The organism is Acidovorax sp. WCS2018Noco2-16 (assembly GCF_031843945.1).
Classification (GTDB): domain Bacteria; phylum Pseudomonadota; class Gammaproteobacteria; order Burkholderiales; family Burkholderiaceae_C; genus Paracidovorax.
This window is the reverse complement of sequence record NZ_JAVTJJ010000005.1, coordinates 191,766-204,951: the sequence shown is the minus strand read 5'-3', so window position 1 is coordinate 204,951 and position 13,186 is coordinate 191,766. Positions and strand designations below refer to the sequence as shown.

The following is a 13,186-nucleotide window of genomic DNA, read 5'->3' as shown; positions in this document are numbered from 1 at the left end:
AAACAGTCGCTATCGTCCCGCGCGCGGCTCGGCGACGAAGCCGATGCGCGTGAGCCCGGCCGCGTGCGCCGCGCCCATCACCTCGACCACGCGGCCATAGGGCACGGCAGCATCGGCCCGCAGCTGGATTTCGGTGCCGGGGCGCTCCTGCGCGGTCTGCGCCAGGCGCTGCGCCAGGGCGTCAGCGTCCAGTTCCTGGTCGTTCACGAACACCTGGCCGGTGCGGTCGAGCACCAACGTCAGCGACTGGGGCGCCGCGCCGCTGGCGGTGCCGTCCGCACGCGGCAGATCGAGGCGGATGGAGCTGGCCAGCAGCGGTGCGGTGAGCAAGAAGATGACGACCAGCACCAGCATCACGTCGACCAGCGGGGTCACGTTGATGTCGCTGAAGGGGCGCGGCCCGGGGGTGCGTTCGATGCGGCCGAATGCCATGCCGGGTGCCTTGTCGTAATGCGGTGGTCAGCAGCGCGCAGCCGATGGGCTGGCGGCAGCGGGCGAGTCCGCCGTGTCCAGCAGCAGCTCGCGCAGGTCGTGCGCAAAGCCTTCCAGCTCGGCCTCCACACCACCGATGATGCGACCGAACACGTTGTAGGCCAGCACGGCCGGCAACGCCACGGCCAGGCCTGCGGCCGTCATCACCAGCGCCTCGCCCACCGGGCCGGCCACGCGTTCGATGGTGATCTGCCCGGCGCCGGCAATGGCGGTGAGCGCATGAAAGATGCCCCACACCGTGCCCAGCAGCCCGACGAATGGCGCAGTGGCGCCCACCGTGGCCAGCAGCACCTGGCCGAACTGCAGGCGGCGCAGCACGCCGTGCAGTGCGTCGCGCAGCAGCCGCGTGAGCTGCTGCGACCGGCTGCCCCGGGTGGCAAGCGTGTTCGCATGCACTCCTGGCATATCGTTTGCTATATTTTTAATAGCTACAACCATAGGCAGGACAAGCGCTAGAGCATCAAAAGACTCCAAACGCTGCTGCGCCACGGCAAGCGACGGCGCCTGCCAAAACGCGGCCGTGCCCCGCAGCACCTCGCGCCGGGCGCTGCGCAGCAGCCAGGCCTTCCAGCAAATGACGACCCAGCTGGACACCGACATGGCCAGCAGCACCAGCGCCGTGCCGCGTGTGACCGCATCGCCCTCGCGCCACCAGTGCAGCAGGTCCATGGGCGGCTTTCAGTCCTTGGGAGAGTTGGCTTAGTTCAGGCCCAGCACGTCGAGCATGTCGAAGAGGCCCGTGCGCTGCGACTGCAAGAAGCGCACGGCGCGCAGGCTGCCCTGCGCGTAGCCAGCGCGGCTGGACGACTTGTGCGAGATCTCGATGCGCTCGCCCGTACCGGCAAACAGCACGGTGTGGTCGCCCACGATGTCGCCGCCGCGGATGGCCGAAAAGCCGATGGTGGATGGGTCGCGCTCGCCGGTCACGCCTTCACGGGCATAGACGGCGCAGTCCTTGAGGTCGCGCCCCAGGGCGGCGGCCACCACTTCGCCCATCTTGAGCGCGGTGCCCGAGGGGGCGTCCACCTTGTGGCGGTGGTGCGCTTCGATGATCTCGATGTCGTAGCCGGTGGAAAGCGCCTTGGCCGCCATCTCCAGCAGCTTGAGCGTGACGTTCACGCCCACGCTCATGTTGGGCGCGAAGACCACGGCGGTCTTTTGCGCGAATCGGGCGATCTCGGCCTTCTGCGCGTCGGTGAAGCCCGTGGTGCCGATGACAATCCTCACACCCAACTCGGCGCACAGCGCCAGATGGGCCAGCGTGCCTTCGGGCCGGGTGAAGTCGATCAGCACGTCGGCGTTCTTGAGGCCTTCTCGCGCATCGTCGGTGATGGCCACGCCGCTGGCCTGGCCCAGGAACGCAGTGGCGTCGGAGCCAATGGCGGGGCTCGCGGCCACGTCAAGCGCGCCGGCCAGCACGCAGTCGTCGGTGGCACGCAGCGCTTCGATGAGCATGCGGCCCATGCGGCCAGAAGCGCCGGCAATGGCGACGCGGCAAGGAGCGGTGGAAGGTGCGGTCATGGCAAGCAGAAAATAGCAGTCTTTGCGGCAACCGGCCGGCTCATCGGCACGGGCGGCCCCGCGAAGGCAGAATCAGGAGGACCTCAGCGCACCGTGGATTCGAGCGGTGGGTAGCTCGAAGCCGGTGGCGGAACGGGGCTGGAAGCGGGCTCGGGCAGCGGCGGCGGCTTGGGGAAGCGGGCGAGTTGCGCCTCGGTCGCCTCCAGTTCGGGCACCTTCGACTTCGAACGTTTCGAGCCCAGCGTGGCCACGAATTCCGCTTCGGTGGGCATTTCGTCGCCCTCCACGCGGTCCATCACATCGCCCTTGAAGAAGACGGTGAGCTTGCGCGTCTGCACCTCGACGTCAGGGCGCTTGAGCGTGAAGACGTATTCCCAGCGATCGCCGTGGAACAGGCTGGTGACCAGGGGCGTGCCCAGGATTTCCTTGACCTGCTGGCGGCCCATGCCGGGCTGCAGTGCCTGCACCTGTTCGCGCGAGACGAAATTGCCTTGCACCACGTCGACCTTGTAGGGCGTGATCACGCCCGACACACGGTTGCTGACACTGTCGAAGGTGCCGCAGGCCGCAAGGCTGGCGCCGGTCAACAGGATGGCAACCCAACGGGCGCCGCGACGGACGTAAACAGACATGGAGAGGGCCATAGCGATATGATCGGCCCATTGTAGCGGCTGGTTTTCAGCGCCTGTCACGCCCTGCGGCGAAGGCCATTGACCCAGGCGCTGGCACGCCCTGCGGCACACGAAAGACTCCTGTCATGACGAATATCGACGAACTCAAAAGCACCGGTCTGAAGGCCACCCTTCCACGCCTGAAGATCCTGGAGATCTTTCAGAAAGGCGCGCAGCGCCACATGACGGCGGAAGACGTGTTCCGCGTGCTGCTGGAAGAGCGCTCGGACATCGGTCTGGCCACGGTGTACCGCGTGCTGACCCAGTTCGAGCAGGCCGGCATCCTGAACCGCAGCAATTTCGAGAGCGGCAAGGCGGTGTATGAGCTGAACGAAGGCCAGCACCACGACCACTTCATCTGCACCGTCTGCGGCAAGGTCGAGGAGTTCTACGACCCCGAGATCGAAAAGCGCCAGCAACTGGTGGCCAAGGCCAAGGGCTGGGTGGTGCACGACCACTCGATGGCGCTGTACGGCCAGTGCGCCACCTGCGCCAAGCTGGGCACAAGCTCGCTCCACCACCGCTGACCCTGCCCGGCCCAAGCGGGCAGAACTCAGGAGCCGTCGCGCTCCATGGCGCGGCGGTGGCGCTCCACGAATTCCTGATAGGTGTCGATGCCGCGCAGATTGAGAATGGTGTTGCGCACGGCCGCCTCCACCAGCACGGCGATGTTGCGGCCGGCCACCACCTGAATCACCACCTTCAGCACGGGCACGCCCAGCACGTCCTGCGTCAGCGGCTCGTACGGCAGGCGCTCGTACTCACGTTCCAGCGTTTCCTTGCGCACCAAATGCACGATGAGCTTCAGGCGCATCTTGCGTCGCACCGCCGTCTCGCCAAAGATGGCGCGAATGTCCAATAGCCCAATGCCGCGCACTTCCAGCAGGTTCTGCAGCAGGTCTGGGCACTTGCCTTCGATGGTGGTCTGGTTGATGCGAAACAGGTCGACCGCATCGTCCGCCACCAGACCGTTGCCGCGCGAGATGAGTTCCAGCCCCAGCTCGCTCTTGCCCAGGCCCGATTCGCCGGTGATGAGAACGCCCAGGCCCAGGATGTCCATGAACACGCCGTGCATCGTGGTGCGGTCGGCGAAATGCTTGGACAGGTAAGCGCGCAGCACGTCGATGACAAAGGCCGACGACTCGTGCGTGGCGAACATCGGAATCTGCGCGCGCTCGCACATGGACAGCAGCGCGTCGGGCGCGTTCTGGCCGTCGGCCAGCACCAGCACCGGTGGCTCCAGCGTGACGATGCGCGCGATGCGGCGCTTGCAGTCTTCCGGCGTGGCATTGGTCAGATAGGCGATCTCGCGCTCGCCCAGAATCTGCAGCCGGTACGGATGGATGTAATTGAGGTAACCGACCAAATCGGCGCCCGAACGGGCTGACTTCACGGCCACTTCGTCGAAACGGCGCTCGGATGCTCCTAGGCCAGCCAGCCACTCCCACTTCAGCGGACCACGGAATTCCTCGAAGAGGACATCGGCACTGACGACGTTCGGCTTCACTACAGGCGGTCGGCTGGAATCAGAAGAAAAAAGGCGCTGCGCCGGCCGCTCAGGCTGTCTGTGCGGATTGCCAATTGGCGATCAGCGAATGCAGTTCGGTGGCGTCGGTGCTGGACTTGATGCGCTCGCGCAGGGCGCTGTCGCTCAGCAATTCTGCAATCTCGGAGAGGATTTCCAGGTGTTTCTGCGTGGCCGCCTCTGGCACCAGCAAAAAGATGAGCAAGCCTACAGGTTGCTCGTCGGGCGCGTCAAAGCCTATAGGGTTGGCCAGTTGGAACACCGCAGCCATGGGCGACTTCAGGCCCTTGATGCGGCCATGCGGAATGGCCACGCCATGCCCCAAGCCGGTGGAGCCCAGCCGTTCGCGCGCAAAAAGGCTGTCGGTGATGAGGGCGCGCGACAGGTCGTGCTGGCTCTCGAAAAGCAGCCCCGCCTCTTCGAAAGCGCGCTTTTTGCTGGTGGCATCGACGCTCACGAGCACTTGAGCCGGAGGCAGTATGGAGGCGAGACGATTCATAGTAGGAAAAACGATTATGCACGTCCCGCACGCGGGCCTGTCGAAAACCCTAGGAGTGTAACTACAGGCTACAAAAAGGAAAACCGCCCCGGCGGGGGCGGTCATGGCGCCGAATCCACCCGGCGCGCTCAGTCAGTGATACGTAAAACAGATACCGATCAGGGCTCAGGCCGTGACAGCAGCCTCAGCGTGGATGGCAGCACGCTTGAGCGGCGCATGGCTGTGGTTTTGCAGACGGTCCTTGTAGCGCACAACCTGACGGTCCAGCTTGTCGACCAACTCGTCCACGGCGGCATACAGGTCGGAATGGCTACTCTCCGCAAACAGGTCACTTCCTTTCACATGCACATTGCATTCGGCGCGTTGCCGCTTGTCTTTTTCCTTCTGGTTATCCAGGCTCAGTAGCACCTTTACATCGACTACCTGGTCGAAATGGCGCGTGATCCGTTCGAGCTTGGATGTCACGTAGCTGCGCAGTGCGGGGGTCACTTCCAGATGATGGCCGCTGATCGTCAGGTTCATAGACAGGTCTCCTGTAATTACCGTTGAAGAACATGGCTGCCCGTGCCGGTCAAGGGCAGCCTGCCGAACTCGAATGCATTCATCGCTCGCTGGAATTCACTATGCGCCGGCCTGCCGCGAAAAGCAAACCGGTTCCCGATAGGCTTTTGCGGGTAAAGGCGCAAAGGTGCCGGACCGCCAAAAAAGCTTCACAATGCCTGAGTTGACCGGCCTGCCGCTGCCGGCCACTCATCGCACAAATCAAAGCCCGCGCCCTGCGAGCCCTGCGGCCTTCATCCCCTCCTACCCGCTTTCGTCCCTCGCTTCGCGTGCAGGCCCGCCGCTAGAATTCGCTCGCCTGCCGAAGCTGTTGGCTGGCGTTTTGCTCTCTGCTCCAACCCTGTCGCCCTCTTTTTTCTGCCGCCATGACCACCCCCAGCGCTTCCGCCCTGCACACCTCTGCCCTGACTTCGCTGCCGCTGCTGGCGCGCGGCAAGGTGCGCGACAACTACGCCGTGGGCGACGACCGCATCCTGATGGTGGCGAGCGATCGCCTGTCGGCTTTCGACGTGATCATGGGCGAGCCCATTCCAGGCAAGGGCGAGCTGCTGACGCAGATGGCGCTGTTCTGGTTCGACAAGCTGGGCCATATCGTTCCCAACCACCTGACAGGCGATGCGCCCGAAGACGCCGTCACCCCGGCCGAAGTGCCGCAGGTGCGTGGCCGTTCGATGCTGGTGCAGCGCCTGCAGCCGATTCCGGTGGAGGCCGTGGTGCGCGGTTACCTGGCCGGCAGCGGCTGGAAGGAATACCAGGAGTCACGCTCGGTGTGCGGCGTGCCTCTGCCCGAAGGCCTGACCAACGCGGCCAAGCTGCCCCAGCCCATCTACACGCCGGCCGCCAAGGCCGCGATGGGCGAGCATGACGAGAACATCACCTTCGAGCGCACGGTGGAGATGATCGGCATCGACCTGGCCACGCGCATTCGCGACATCAGCATCGAGCTGTACCAGGCCGCTGCGGCGATCGCGCTGGAAAAGGGCATGATCATTGCCGACACCAAGTTTGAATTCGGCCTGACGCCTTCCGGCGACTTGGTGTTGATGGATGAGGTGCTCACACCAGACAGCTCGCGCTACTGGCCCGTCGAGGGCTACGACAGCGCTCTGGCCGCCGGCGAAAACCCGGCCAGCTACGACAAGCAGTTCGTGCGCGATTGGCTGGAACAGGCCCAGGTGAACGGCAAGCCCTGGAACAAGACCGCCCCGGCGCCGCGCCTGCCGCGCGAGGTGGTCGAAAAGACCGCCGCCAAGTACCGCGAGGCGCTGGAGCGCCTGACGGCCAGCTAAGAACCCGCTCGATGGCGCCGCGTCCGGCCGGCGCGCGCTGCGGTCACCCACACGATCACTGAGGCAGCATCGGCGGCTCGTCTTCGTCGATCCGGCGCTCGCCCCATTCTTGCGCCGTGAAGCGCAACAGCGGCTTGGCTTCATGGTCGCGCAGCACCAGTTGCCGCCCTTCCTGCACGTAGCCCGCGACCTGGCCCAGCGTCTGCAAAAAGACGGGGCTGGAGGCACCGCCCTGCAGGCACAGCCGCATCGATGCATCGCGCACCTGAAAGCGCAGTTGCCCGCCATCTTGCTGCGCGAACTGCGCGATGAACCGGTTGCAGCCGTCGCTGCCCACGGCTCGGTCGGACTCGCGCTGCAGCACCAGGTGCGCGGCAGGCTGGCCCTCGGCGGGTGCGCCGACCGGCTCTTCGCCTTGGATTTCCACCAGCTTCCAGTAGGTTTGCCGCAAGGGCACCGCCGCGGCCACGTTGGATCGATTCAGCAGCACCGGCGCCAAAATCACGTCCACACGCCGGAACGCCGGGTCGAACAGCACCGGGTGCACGCCGGGCGTGTCGAGCAGGATGCCACCCTGGCGCCGCACGGCCGCGCGCACCTCGTAGCGGCCCTGGGGGTGCAGCTGTGATTGGTAGAACGACAGCCGCAAGGCGTAAGGCAGCGGCCCGGCCGGGTCGATGCGCTGGCGGGCCAGCACCACGGGCGGGTCCTCGGGGCGGGAGACATCGACCAGCGCGGCGTCGAACACGGCATCGGGCGGCACGTAGAGCCGCTCGCGCGAGATGACTGAACCCGTGACTTCGATGTCCGGCGCTTTCGTGGCGCAGCCGGCCAGCGCCGCCGCCATGCAGAGCGCGACGAGGGAGCCGGGGCTGCGCAGGCAGAACGCCAATAGCGCCTTAGCTCAGCACGACGCTGGAGAGGCGGCGGCGGTAAGTGGCCAGCACCGGGTCTTGCGGCGGGATCTGGCCTTCGGCGACCTTCACCTTGGGTGGCTCGATGATCTCCAGCACCGCCACGTAGGTCTTGCGGGCCGCCTCGTCGTTCCAGGCTTTGTCGCGCATGAGGATTTCGAGCAGCTCGTCCATGGCGTCGGTCCAGCGCTGCTGGGCGATCAGCGATTGGGCGCGGCCGAAGCGGGCGTCGAAGTCGCGCTTGTTGGCGGCAATCTTTGCATCAAATCCGGCCCCAGGGCTTGTTGGATCAGCGCCAATAGCTATTGAATCAATAGCATCCATCCAGACCTTCAGCGCGCCCAGCTTGCGCGACACGCCCGCCTTGGCGATCACCGGTGCGAAGGCGACCTTCGCGTCGTCATCGCGGCCCAGTTGCAGCAGCAGCTTGACGTAGTCGAAGCGCGCGTCGTCGTTCTCTGGATTGGTGGCGACGGCTTGCCGCAGCTTGTCCAGCACCGCGTCGGGGTCTTCTTGCGGGGCGACGGCTTCGGGTTCTTCTTCCAGCGCCTGCAGGGCTTCGTCGGCCGGGGGCAGGTGCTTGTCGAGGAAGGCGCGCACCTGGCCTTCAGGCTGGGCGCCGGTGAAGCCGTCCACGGGCTGGCCGTTCATCAGCAGCACACAGGTGGGAATGCTGCGAATGCCGAACATGGCGGCGATCTGCTGCTCCTGGTCGGAGTCGATCTTGGCCAGCTTGAAGCGGCCGGCGTAGTCGGCCTCCAGCTTTTCCAGGATGGGGCCGAGCGACTTGCACGGGCCGCACCAGGGCGCCCAGAAGTCCACCAGCACGGGCACTTCCATCGAGGCGGCGATCACCTCGGCTTCAAAATTTTCTACGGTGACATCGATCATTGGTTCAGGCCCATTGGCGTGCGCGCGGCCCGGGGCGCGCGCACAAAAGTAAAATCGCGGGTTCCACTTCGGCGCGCCGCATCAGGCCGGCGCGCGCAATCCACATGAAACCCCTCCAGATCGGCGTAGTCATGGGCTCTTCCAGCGATTGGGAGACCATGCAGCACGCAGTGCAGATTCTCCAGCAATTCGATATCGCCCACGAGGCGCGGGTCGTATCCGCCCACCGCATGCCCGACGACATGTTCGCCTATGCCGAAGCCGCCGCCGGCCTGGGCCTCAAAGCCATCATCGCCGGCGCGGGCGGTGCAGCCCACCTGCCGGGCATGATCGCGGCCAAGACCACGGTGCCCGTGCTGGGCGTGCCGGTGGCCAGCCGCCATCTGCAAGGCGTGGATTCACTGCACAGCATCGTGCAGATGCCCAAGGGCATTCCGGTGGCGACCTTCGCCATCGGCGCGGCCGGCGCAGCCAATGCAGCGCTGTTCGCCGTGGCGCTGCTGGCCAATGAAGACCCCGCCTTGCGCGCGAAGCTTGACGCCTTCCGGGCCGAGCAGACCGAAGTGGCGCGCGGCATGACCCTGCCGCCGGTGGCCGCATGACGCACCCCGTCTTGCTACCCGGATCCACACTCGGCGTGGTGGGCGGCGGCCAGCTAGGCCGCATGTTCGTGCACGCCGCGCAGGCCATGGGCTACTTCACCGCCGTGCTGGACGCCGACGCGAACAGCCCGGCCGGCCTGGTGAGCCACCACCACATCCAGACGGCGTACGAAGACCCGGACGGCCTGGCCCGGCTGGCGGGCTTGAGCGACGCCATCACCACCGAATTCGAGAACGTGCCGGCCCAGGCGCTGCGCACCCTGGGCGCCGAACGCCCGGTGGCGCCCGCCGCCGACGCCGTCGCCATCGCGCAGGACCGCGCCGCAGAAAAGGCCCATTTCGACCGCTGCGGCGTGCCCTGCGCGCCGTACGCGGTGATCGAGTCGGTCGAACAACTGGGCGCCGCCGATGACGTCCTGCTGCCCGGCATCCTCAAGACAGCGCGGCTGGGCTACGACGGCAAGGGCCAGGCACGCGTGAAGACGCGCGACGAGCTGTCGGCCGCCTGGGCCGCGATGGGCGGCGTGCCGTGCGTGCTGGAAAAGATGCTGCCGCTGGCGCTGGAATGCTCGGTGATCGTGGCACGCGGTGCCGACGGCACCTGCGTGCACCTGCCCGTGCAGCGCAACCTGCACCGGGGCGGCATTCTGGCCGTGACCGAGGTTTATGAGCAAAATGTGCCTCCAGCGCTTGCTGCACAAGCGGTAGCAGCTGCGAAATCGATAGCATCAGGCCTGCAATACGTGGGCGTGCTGTGCGTGGAATTCTTCGTGCTCGACGACGGCGCACTGGTGGTCAACGAGATTGCCCCGCGCCCGCACAACAGCGGCCACTACAGCCAGAACGCCTGCGACGTGTCGCAGTTCGAGCTCCAGGTGCGCGCCATGGCCGGCCTGCCGCTGACGCAGCCGCGCCAGCACAGCCCGGCCGTCATGCTGAACCTGCTGGGCGACCTGTGGTTCGCCCAAGGGCCGCTCGCGCAGACCCCGTCCTGGGCCGCCGTGCTGGCCCTGCCGGGCACGCACCTGCACCTGTACGGCAAGCAGGGCGCCAAGCCAGGCCGCAAGATGGGCCACCTGAACGTCACGGCCGCCACGGCTGAAGCCGCCCGCGCCAAGGCGCTGCAGGCCGCGGCGCTGTTGGGCATCGAGGCTTTCTAAAGCACCTGCCCATGATCCTCGACGGCCAGCTTCCCGACTCCATCGCCGCCGCCGCCAGCGCCCTGCGCAGCGGCGCGCTGCTGGGCCTGCCGACCGAGACGGTCTACGGCCTGGCGGCCGACGCCGCCAGCGACGCCGCCGTGGCGCAGATCTTCACGGCCAAGGGCCGGCCCAGCGACCACCCGCTGATCGTGCACGTGGCCGACGCTGCCGGCATTGCCCGCTTTGCCAGGGACATGCCGCCGTTTGCCCAGGCGCTGGTCGACGCGTTCTGGCCAGGGCCGCTCACGCTCATCCTGCCGCGCTTGTCCGGCGTAGCCACTGCCGCTACTGGCGGGCAGGACAGCGTGGGCCTGCGGTGCCCCGCGCACCCCGTGGCGCAGGCCGTGCTGCGGGCCTGCGCGTCGACGAACGCAGGCCTGCCCGGTGCGCCCGTGTGGGGCGTGGCCGCGCCCAGCGCCAATCGCTTCGGCCGCGTCAGCCCCACCACGGCACGCCATGTGCACGAAGAATTCGGCGATGCGCTGCTGGTGCTGGACGGCGGCCCCTGCGAGGTGGGGATCGAATCGACCATCATCGACTGCACGCGCGGCGTGCCCGTGCTGCTGCGCCCGGGCGCCATCACGCGCGCGCAGGTGGCCGCTGCCTGCGGAATCGAGCCGCTATCAAAAGAAGAGCTACCCGCGCTGACCCCACGGGCGTCAGGCACGCTGGAGGCCCACTACGCACCCGCTGCCCGCGTGCGGCTGATGGATGCGCGCGCGCTGCAGTCGGGCCTGGACGTGCTGGGCGCAGACGCCGCGCACTTGGCCGTCTACGCCCGCACGGCGCTGCGCACGCGCTCGGCCAAGATCGTCATGCGCCGCATGCCGGATGACGCCACGGCCACGGCGCAGCAGCTGTTTGCGGCGCTGCGCGGCTTCGACGATGCCGGCGTGAAGCTGATCTGGATCGAAACCCCGCCCGCCACACCCGACTGGGAAGGCGTGCGCGACCGTCTGCAGCGGGCGGCCGCCTCGGCCTGATGCCGAATCTTTACCGAACAGCAACCGTGTGTATCTGATTGGTTGCAAGTCCTGCCGGGCGTCATCGTCAGGGCGACGCTGAATGAGTGCTCGCGATGTCGCGCGCGCTGATTTGGGATGAGATACAAGGCGCAAACCACAGCAATAGCCGAAGCTAATTGCGAGGATTTGCAACGCAGTAGATCGACCCAAGCAGCGATGCGCGGCCCGCGAGGTGCTTATTCGGCGTTGCCTTAAACTCGGCCCACTAATTCTGGATCTGGAGAAATACAACATGGCAGCAAACTGGATGCGCCGCACCCTTGTGGTCGCCGCTTGCGCGTCGGCCGCATTGCTCGCGGCCTGCGGATCGAGCACCACCGAATCGGCCATCTCGCCGACGCGGTTCATCGCTTTCGGTGACGGCTTGACCGACGTCGGCCAGAGCGGCTCCAAATACACCGTCAACGACGGCTCGGTGAACAACTGGGCCGCGCAGCTGGCTTCGCGCTACGGCCAGACGATCGCCCCGGTGTCCGCTGGCGGCCTGGGCTATGCGCGCGGCAACGCCCGCGTCATTGCCTCGCCCGACGCGGCAGGCAACAGCAACGCGCTCACAGTCAAGCAGCAGGTGGACGCCTTCCTGGCGAGCGGCACCTTTTTGACAGACGACCTGGTCATCATCAACGGCGGTGTCAGCGACGTGATCGTCGGCATGCGCGCCGTGCTGGCTGGCACGCAGACCGAAGACGAGTATGCGGCAGCCACGCGCGTGGCTGGCCAGGAGTTGGCCAAGCAGGTGCGCCGCCTCTCCGACGCAGGCGCCCGCCACATCGTGGTGACCGGCACCTACGACGTGGGCCGCTCCCCCTGGGCAAAGCAACTGGACCGCGAAGCGCTGCTCAGCCGCGCCAGCAGCAGCTTCAACCAGGGCTTGCTGGTCGACATCGTCGACCTGGGTAACACGGTGCTGTATGTGGATTCGGCCTACTTCGTGAACCTGATGGAAGGCTCTCCGTCCGGCTACAGCTTCGACAACGCCATCACGCCGGTCTGCACGTCGGTAGATGCCGGCGCGGGCATCGGCATCGGCACGGGCGAAGTGAATTCGGCACGGTGCAACACCTCCACCCTGCTGGCAGGCGCCGACCAGGAACGGTACCTGTTTGCCGACAAGGTCTACATCACTCCATCGGGCCATCGCCAGTTCGGCAACTACGCCTACGACCGGCTGCGCGCTCGCTGGTAATTCAGCGCAGGCCAGGAAGGGCACAGCCTTTCCTGGACACCAGGAAAAAAGCCGACCTTGAGGGTCGGCTTTTTGTTTTAAAGGCTGCTCCCGCGCACGCAGCGCGCCCAGGCTGTGCTCCTGTCTCAGAACCGGTAGCCGACGCCCACTGCGAACACGTTCGGGTTCAGGCGAATCGCCACGCTCTGGCCGGTGGACAGGTGCGTGCGGGTCTTCAAAAAGCTCTTGTAATAGGACGCATCGACAAACCAGCGCTCGTTGAAATTCCACACGAAGCCGACCTGGGGTGTCAGGCCGAATCGGTCGTCGATCTTGGCCGTGGTGGGGTTGGCGGGGGTGCCACCCGTCATCGCATTCAGTGTGGCTGTGGTGCGTTCCTTGAAGAACTTAGCGTACGTCACACCCAGGCCCAGGTAAGGACGGAAGTTGGCGTTGGCTTCGCCGAAGCGGTACTGCGCGAAGAGGGTGGCGGGCAGCACCTTGGTTTCACCCACCTTGCCCACCCCTGCGATGGCACCGTCGCCGTAGAACGAATGCTTGAACGGCAGGCCGATGGGCAGGTCCACCGCCCAGTGGTCGGTCAGCATGTAGTTCAGGGCGCCGGTCAGGGCCGTGGAGGATTCGACGTCCACCTTGGTGCCGGGAAAGCTGGGCGCGCTCAGGTTGCCGCTGCTGACCTGCGGCGCGATGTGGGTGGCGCCAATGCGCACACTCAACGTGCCGGCCACCTGCGCATGTGCAGCGGTGCCGAACATGAGCGTGGCGAGGGCCGCGCCGGCCCAGACGATGTCCTTCTTCATGGCAGAAA

16 protein-coding genes are annotated in these 13,186 nt (G+C 66.3%); 6 read left to right on the top strand and 10 right to left on the bottom strand.

Annotated features, from left to right (window positions below; all coding sequences use genetic code 11):
- Positions 1 to 9 precede the first annotated feature (9 nt).
- From RQI28_RS13185 to RQI28_RS13170, 4 genes are all read right to left on the bottom strand, one after another.
- The gene (locus RQI28_RS13185) at positions 10 to 432 is read right to left on the bottom strand and encodes a biopolymer transporter ExbD (protein WP_311222358.1); all 423 of its coding nucleotides are present in this window, start codon (positions 430 to 432) and stop codon (positions 10 to 12) included.
- Positions 433 to 459: 27 nt separating this feature from the next.
- On the bottom strand, positions 460 to 1,161 hold the full coding sequence (locus tag RQI28_RS13180; RefSeq protein ID WP_311222357.1) for a MotA/TolQ/ExbB proton channel family protein: 702 nt from the start codon (positions 1,159 to 1,161) through the stop codon (positions 460 to 462).
- A 30-nt stretch (positions 1,162 to 1,191) separates the two neighbouring features.
- A complete protein-coding gene (dapB, locus tag RQI28_RS13175) occupies positions 1,192 to 2,013 on the bottom strand; it encodes a 4-hydroxy-tetrahydrodipicolinate reductase (RefSeq protein WP_311222356.1) in 822 nt (273 codons plus the stop codon).
- An 83-nt stretch (positions 2,014 to 2,096) separates the two neighbouring features.
- Entirely contained in the window at positions 2,097 to 2,645 is a 549-nt protein-coding gene (locus RQI28_RS13170) for an outer membrane protein assembly factor BamE (RefSeq protein WP_311222355.1), read from the bottom strand.
- A 125-nt stretch (positions 2,646 to 2,770) separates the two neighbouring features.
- On the opposite strand from RQI28_RS13170, the gene fur reads away from it, so the two are divergent.
- Positions 2,771 to 3,211, top strand: a complete 441-nt coding sequence (gene fur, locus RQI28_RS13165) for a ferric iron uptake transcriptional regulator (RefSeq protein WP_311222354.1) — start codon at positions 2,771 to 2,773, stop codon at positions 3,209 to 3,211.
- Positions 3,212 to 3,237: 26 nt separating this feature from the next.
- Here fur and hprK read toward each other — a convergent pair whose 3' ends face one another.
- The 3 genes from hprK to hpf form a co-directional block, all read right to left on the bottom strand.
- Positions 3,238 to 4,191: an HPr(Ser) kinase/phosphatase gene (hprK, locus tag RQI28_RS13160; RefSeq protein ID WP_311222353.1), complete on the bottom strand. Its 954-nt coding sequence runs from the start codon at positions 4,189 to 4,191 to the stop codon at positions 3,238 to 3,240.
- A 49-nt stretch (positions 4,192 to 4,240) separates the two neighbouring features.
- Positions 4,241 to 4,708 carry a PTS sugar transporter subunit IIA gene (locus RQI28_RS13155; protein ID WP_311222352.1) on the bottom strand — a complete coding sequence of 156 codons (468 nt, stop codon included), beginning with the start codon at positions 4,706 to 4,708 and terminating at the stop codon, positions 4,241 to 4,243.
- Positions 4,709 to 4,873: 165 nt separating this feature from the next.
- Positions 4,874 to 5,230 (bottom strand): ribosome hibernation-promoting factor, HPF/YfiA family, encoded by a 357-nt coding sequence (gene hpf, locus RQI28_RS13150; protein WP_311222351.1) that lies wholly within the window; start codon positions 5,228 to 5,230, stop codon positions 4,874 to 4,876.
- A gap of 404 nt (positions 5,231 to 5,634) precedes the next feature.
- Between hpf and RQI28_RS13145 the strand changes: the two genes are divergently transcribed.
- Positions 5,635 to 6,558 (top strand): phosphoribosylaminoimidazolesuccinocarboxamide synthase, encoded by a 924-nt coding sequence (locus RQI28_RS13145; RefSeq protein WP_311222350.1) that lies wholly within the window; start codon positions 5,635 to 5,637, stop codon positions 6,556 to 6,558.
- Between the two features lie 55 nt (positions 6,559 to 6,613).
- Here RQI28_RS13145 and RQI28_RS13140 read toward each other — a convergent pair whose 3' ends face one another.
- Both RQI28_RS13140 and trxA read right to left on the bottom strand, forming a co-directional pair.
- Positions 6,614 to 7,450 carry a YbaY family lipoprotein gene (locus RQI28_RS13140; protein WP_311222349.1) on the bottom strand — a complete coding sequence of 279 codons (837 nt, stop codon included), beginning with the start codon at positions 7,448 to 7,450 and terminating at the stop codon, positions 6,614 to 6,616.
- Positions 7,451 to 7,457: 7 nt separating this feature from the next.
- On the bottom strand, positions 7,458 to 8,363 hold the full coding sequence (gene trxA / locus RQI28_RS13135; protein WP_311222348.1) for a thioredoxin: 906 nt from the start codon (positions 8,361 to 8,363) through the stop codon (positions 7,458 to 7,460).
- Positions 8,364 to 8,467: 104 nt separating this feature from the next.
- Between trxA and purE the strand changes: the two genes are divergently transcribed.
- From purE to RQI28_RS13115, 4 genes are all read left to right on the top strand, one after another.
- Positions 8,468 to 8,965, top strand: a complete 498-nt coding sequence (purE, locus tag RQI28_RS13130; protein ID WP_311222347.1) for a 5-(carboxyamino)imidazole ribonucleotide mutase — start codon at positions 8,468 to 8,470, stop codon at positions 8,963 to 8,965.
- The gene (locus tag RQI28_RS13125) at positions 8,962 to 10,125 is read left to right on the top strand and encodes a 5-(carboxyamino)imidazole ribonucleotide synthase (RefSeq protein WP_311222346.1); all 1,164 of its coding nucleotides are present in this window, start codon (positions 8,962 to 8,964) and stop codon (positions 10,123 to 10,125) included. The genes purE and RQI28_RS13125 overlap by 4 nt, the downstream gene beginning before the upstream one ends.
- Positions 10,126 to 10,136: 11 nt before the next feature.
- Positions 10,137 to 11,150 (top strand): L-threonylcarbamoyladenylate synthase, encoded by a 1,014-nt coding sequence (locus tag RQI28_RS13120; RefSeq protein WP_311222345.1) that lies wholly within the window; start codon positions 10,137 to 10,139, stop codon positions 11,148 to 11,150.
- A gap of 274 nt (positions 11,151 to 11,424) precedes the next feature.
- Positions 11,425 to 12,378, top strand: coding sequence for an SGNH/GDSL hydrolase family protein (locus RQI28_RS13115; protein ID WP_311222344.1), 954 nt, complete (start codon positions 11,425 to 11,427; stop codon positions 12,376 to 12,378).
- A gap of 125 nt (positions 12,379 to 12,503) precedes the next feature.
- Here RQI28_RS13115 and RQI28_RS13110 read toward each other — a convergent pair whose 3' ends face one another.
- Positions 12,504 to 13,178: an OmpW family outer membrane protein gene (locus RQI28_RS13110; RefSeq protein ID WP_311222343.1), complete on the bottom strand. Its 675-nt coding sequence runs from the start codon at positions 13,176 to 13,178 to the stop codon at positions 12,504 to 12,506.
- Positions 13,179 to 13,186: the final 8 nt, after the last annotated feature.

What these genes read in the sequence shown, in the direction of transcription:
- RQI28_RS13185 (WP_311222358.1), bottom strand. Translation starts at nt 432, where the DNA reads ATGGCATTCGGCCGCATCGAACGCACCCCCGGGCCGCGCCCCTTCAGC.
- fur (WP_311222354.1), top strand. Translation starts at nt 2,771, where the DNA reads ATGACGAATATCGACGAACTCAAAAGCACCGGTCTGAAGGCCACCCTT.
- RQI28_RS13170 (WP_311222355.1), bottom strand. Translation starts at nt 2,645, where the DNA reads ATGTCTGTTTACGTCCGTCGCGGCGCCCGTTGGGTTGCCATCCTGTTG.
- RQI28_RS13115 (WP_311222344.1), top strand. Translation starts at nt 11,425, where the DNA reads ATGGCAGCAAACTGGATGCGCCGCACCCTTGTGGTCGCCGCTTGCGCG.
- hpf (WP_311222351.1), bottom strand. Translation starts at nt 5,230, where the DNA reads ATGAACCTGACGATCAGCGGCCATCATCTGGAAGTGACCCCCGCACTG.
- purE (WP_311222347.1), top strand. Translation starts at nt 8,468, where the DNA reads ATGAAACCCCTCCAGATCGGCGTAGTCATGGGCTCTTCCAGCGATTGG.
- RQI28_RS13155 (WP_311222352.1), bottom strand. Translation starts at nt 4,708, where the DNA reads ATGAATCGTCTCGCCTCCATACTGCCTCCGGCTCAAGTGCTCGTGAGC.
- RQI28_RS13120 (WP_311222345.1), top strand. Translation starts at nt 10,137, where the DNA reads ATGATCCTCGACGGCCAGCTTCCCGACTCCATCGCCGCCGCCGCCAGC.
- RQI28_RS13110 (WP_311222343.1), bottom strand. Translation starts at nt 13,178, where the DNA reads ATGAAGAAGGACATCGTCTGGGCCGGCGCGGCCCTCGCCACGCTCATG.
- trxA (WP_311222348.1), bottom strand. Translation starts at nt 8,363, where the DNA reads ATGATCGATGTCACCGTAGAAAATTTTGAAGCCGAGGTGATCGCCGCC.
- RQI28_RS13145 (WP_311222350.1), top strand. Translation starts at nt 5,635, where the DNA reads ATGACCACCCCCAGCGCTTCCGCCCTGCACACCTCTGCCCTGACTTCG.
- dapB (WP_311222356.1), bottom strand. Translation starts at nt 2,013, where the DNA reads ATGACCGCACCTTCCACCGCTCCTTGCCGCGTCGCCATTGCCGGCGCT.
- RQI28_RS13180 (WP_311222357.1), bottom strand. Translation starts at nt 1,161, where the DNA reads ATGGACCTGCTGCACTGGTGGCGCGAGGGCGATGCGGTCACACGCGGC.
- RQI28_RS13125 (WP_311222346.1), top strand. Translation starts at nt 8,962, where the DNA reads ATGACGCACCCCGTCTTGCTACCCGGATCCACACTCGGCGTGGTGGGC.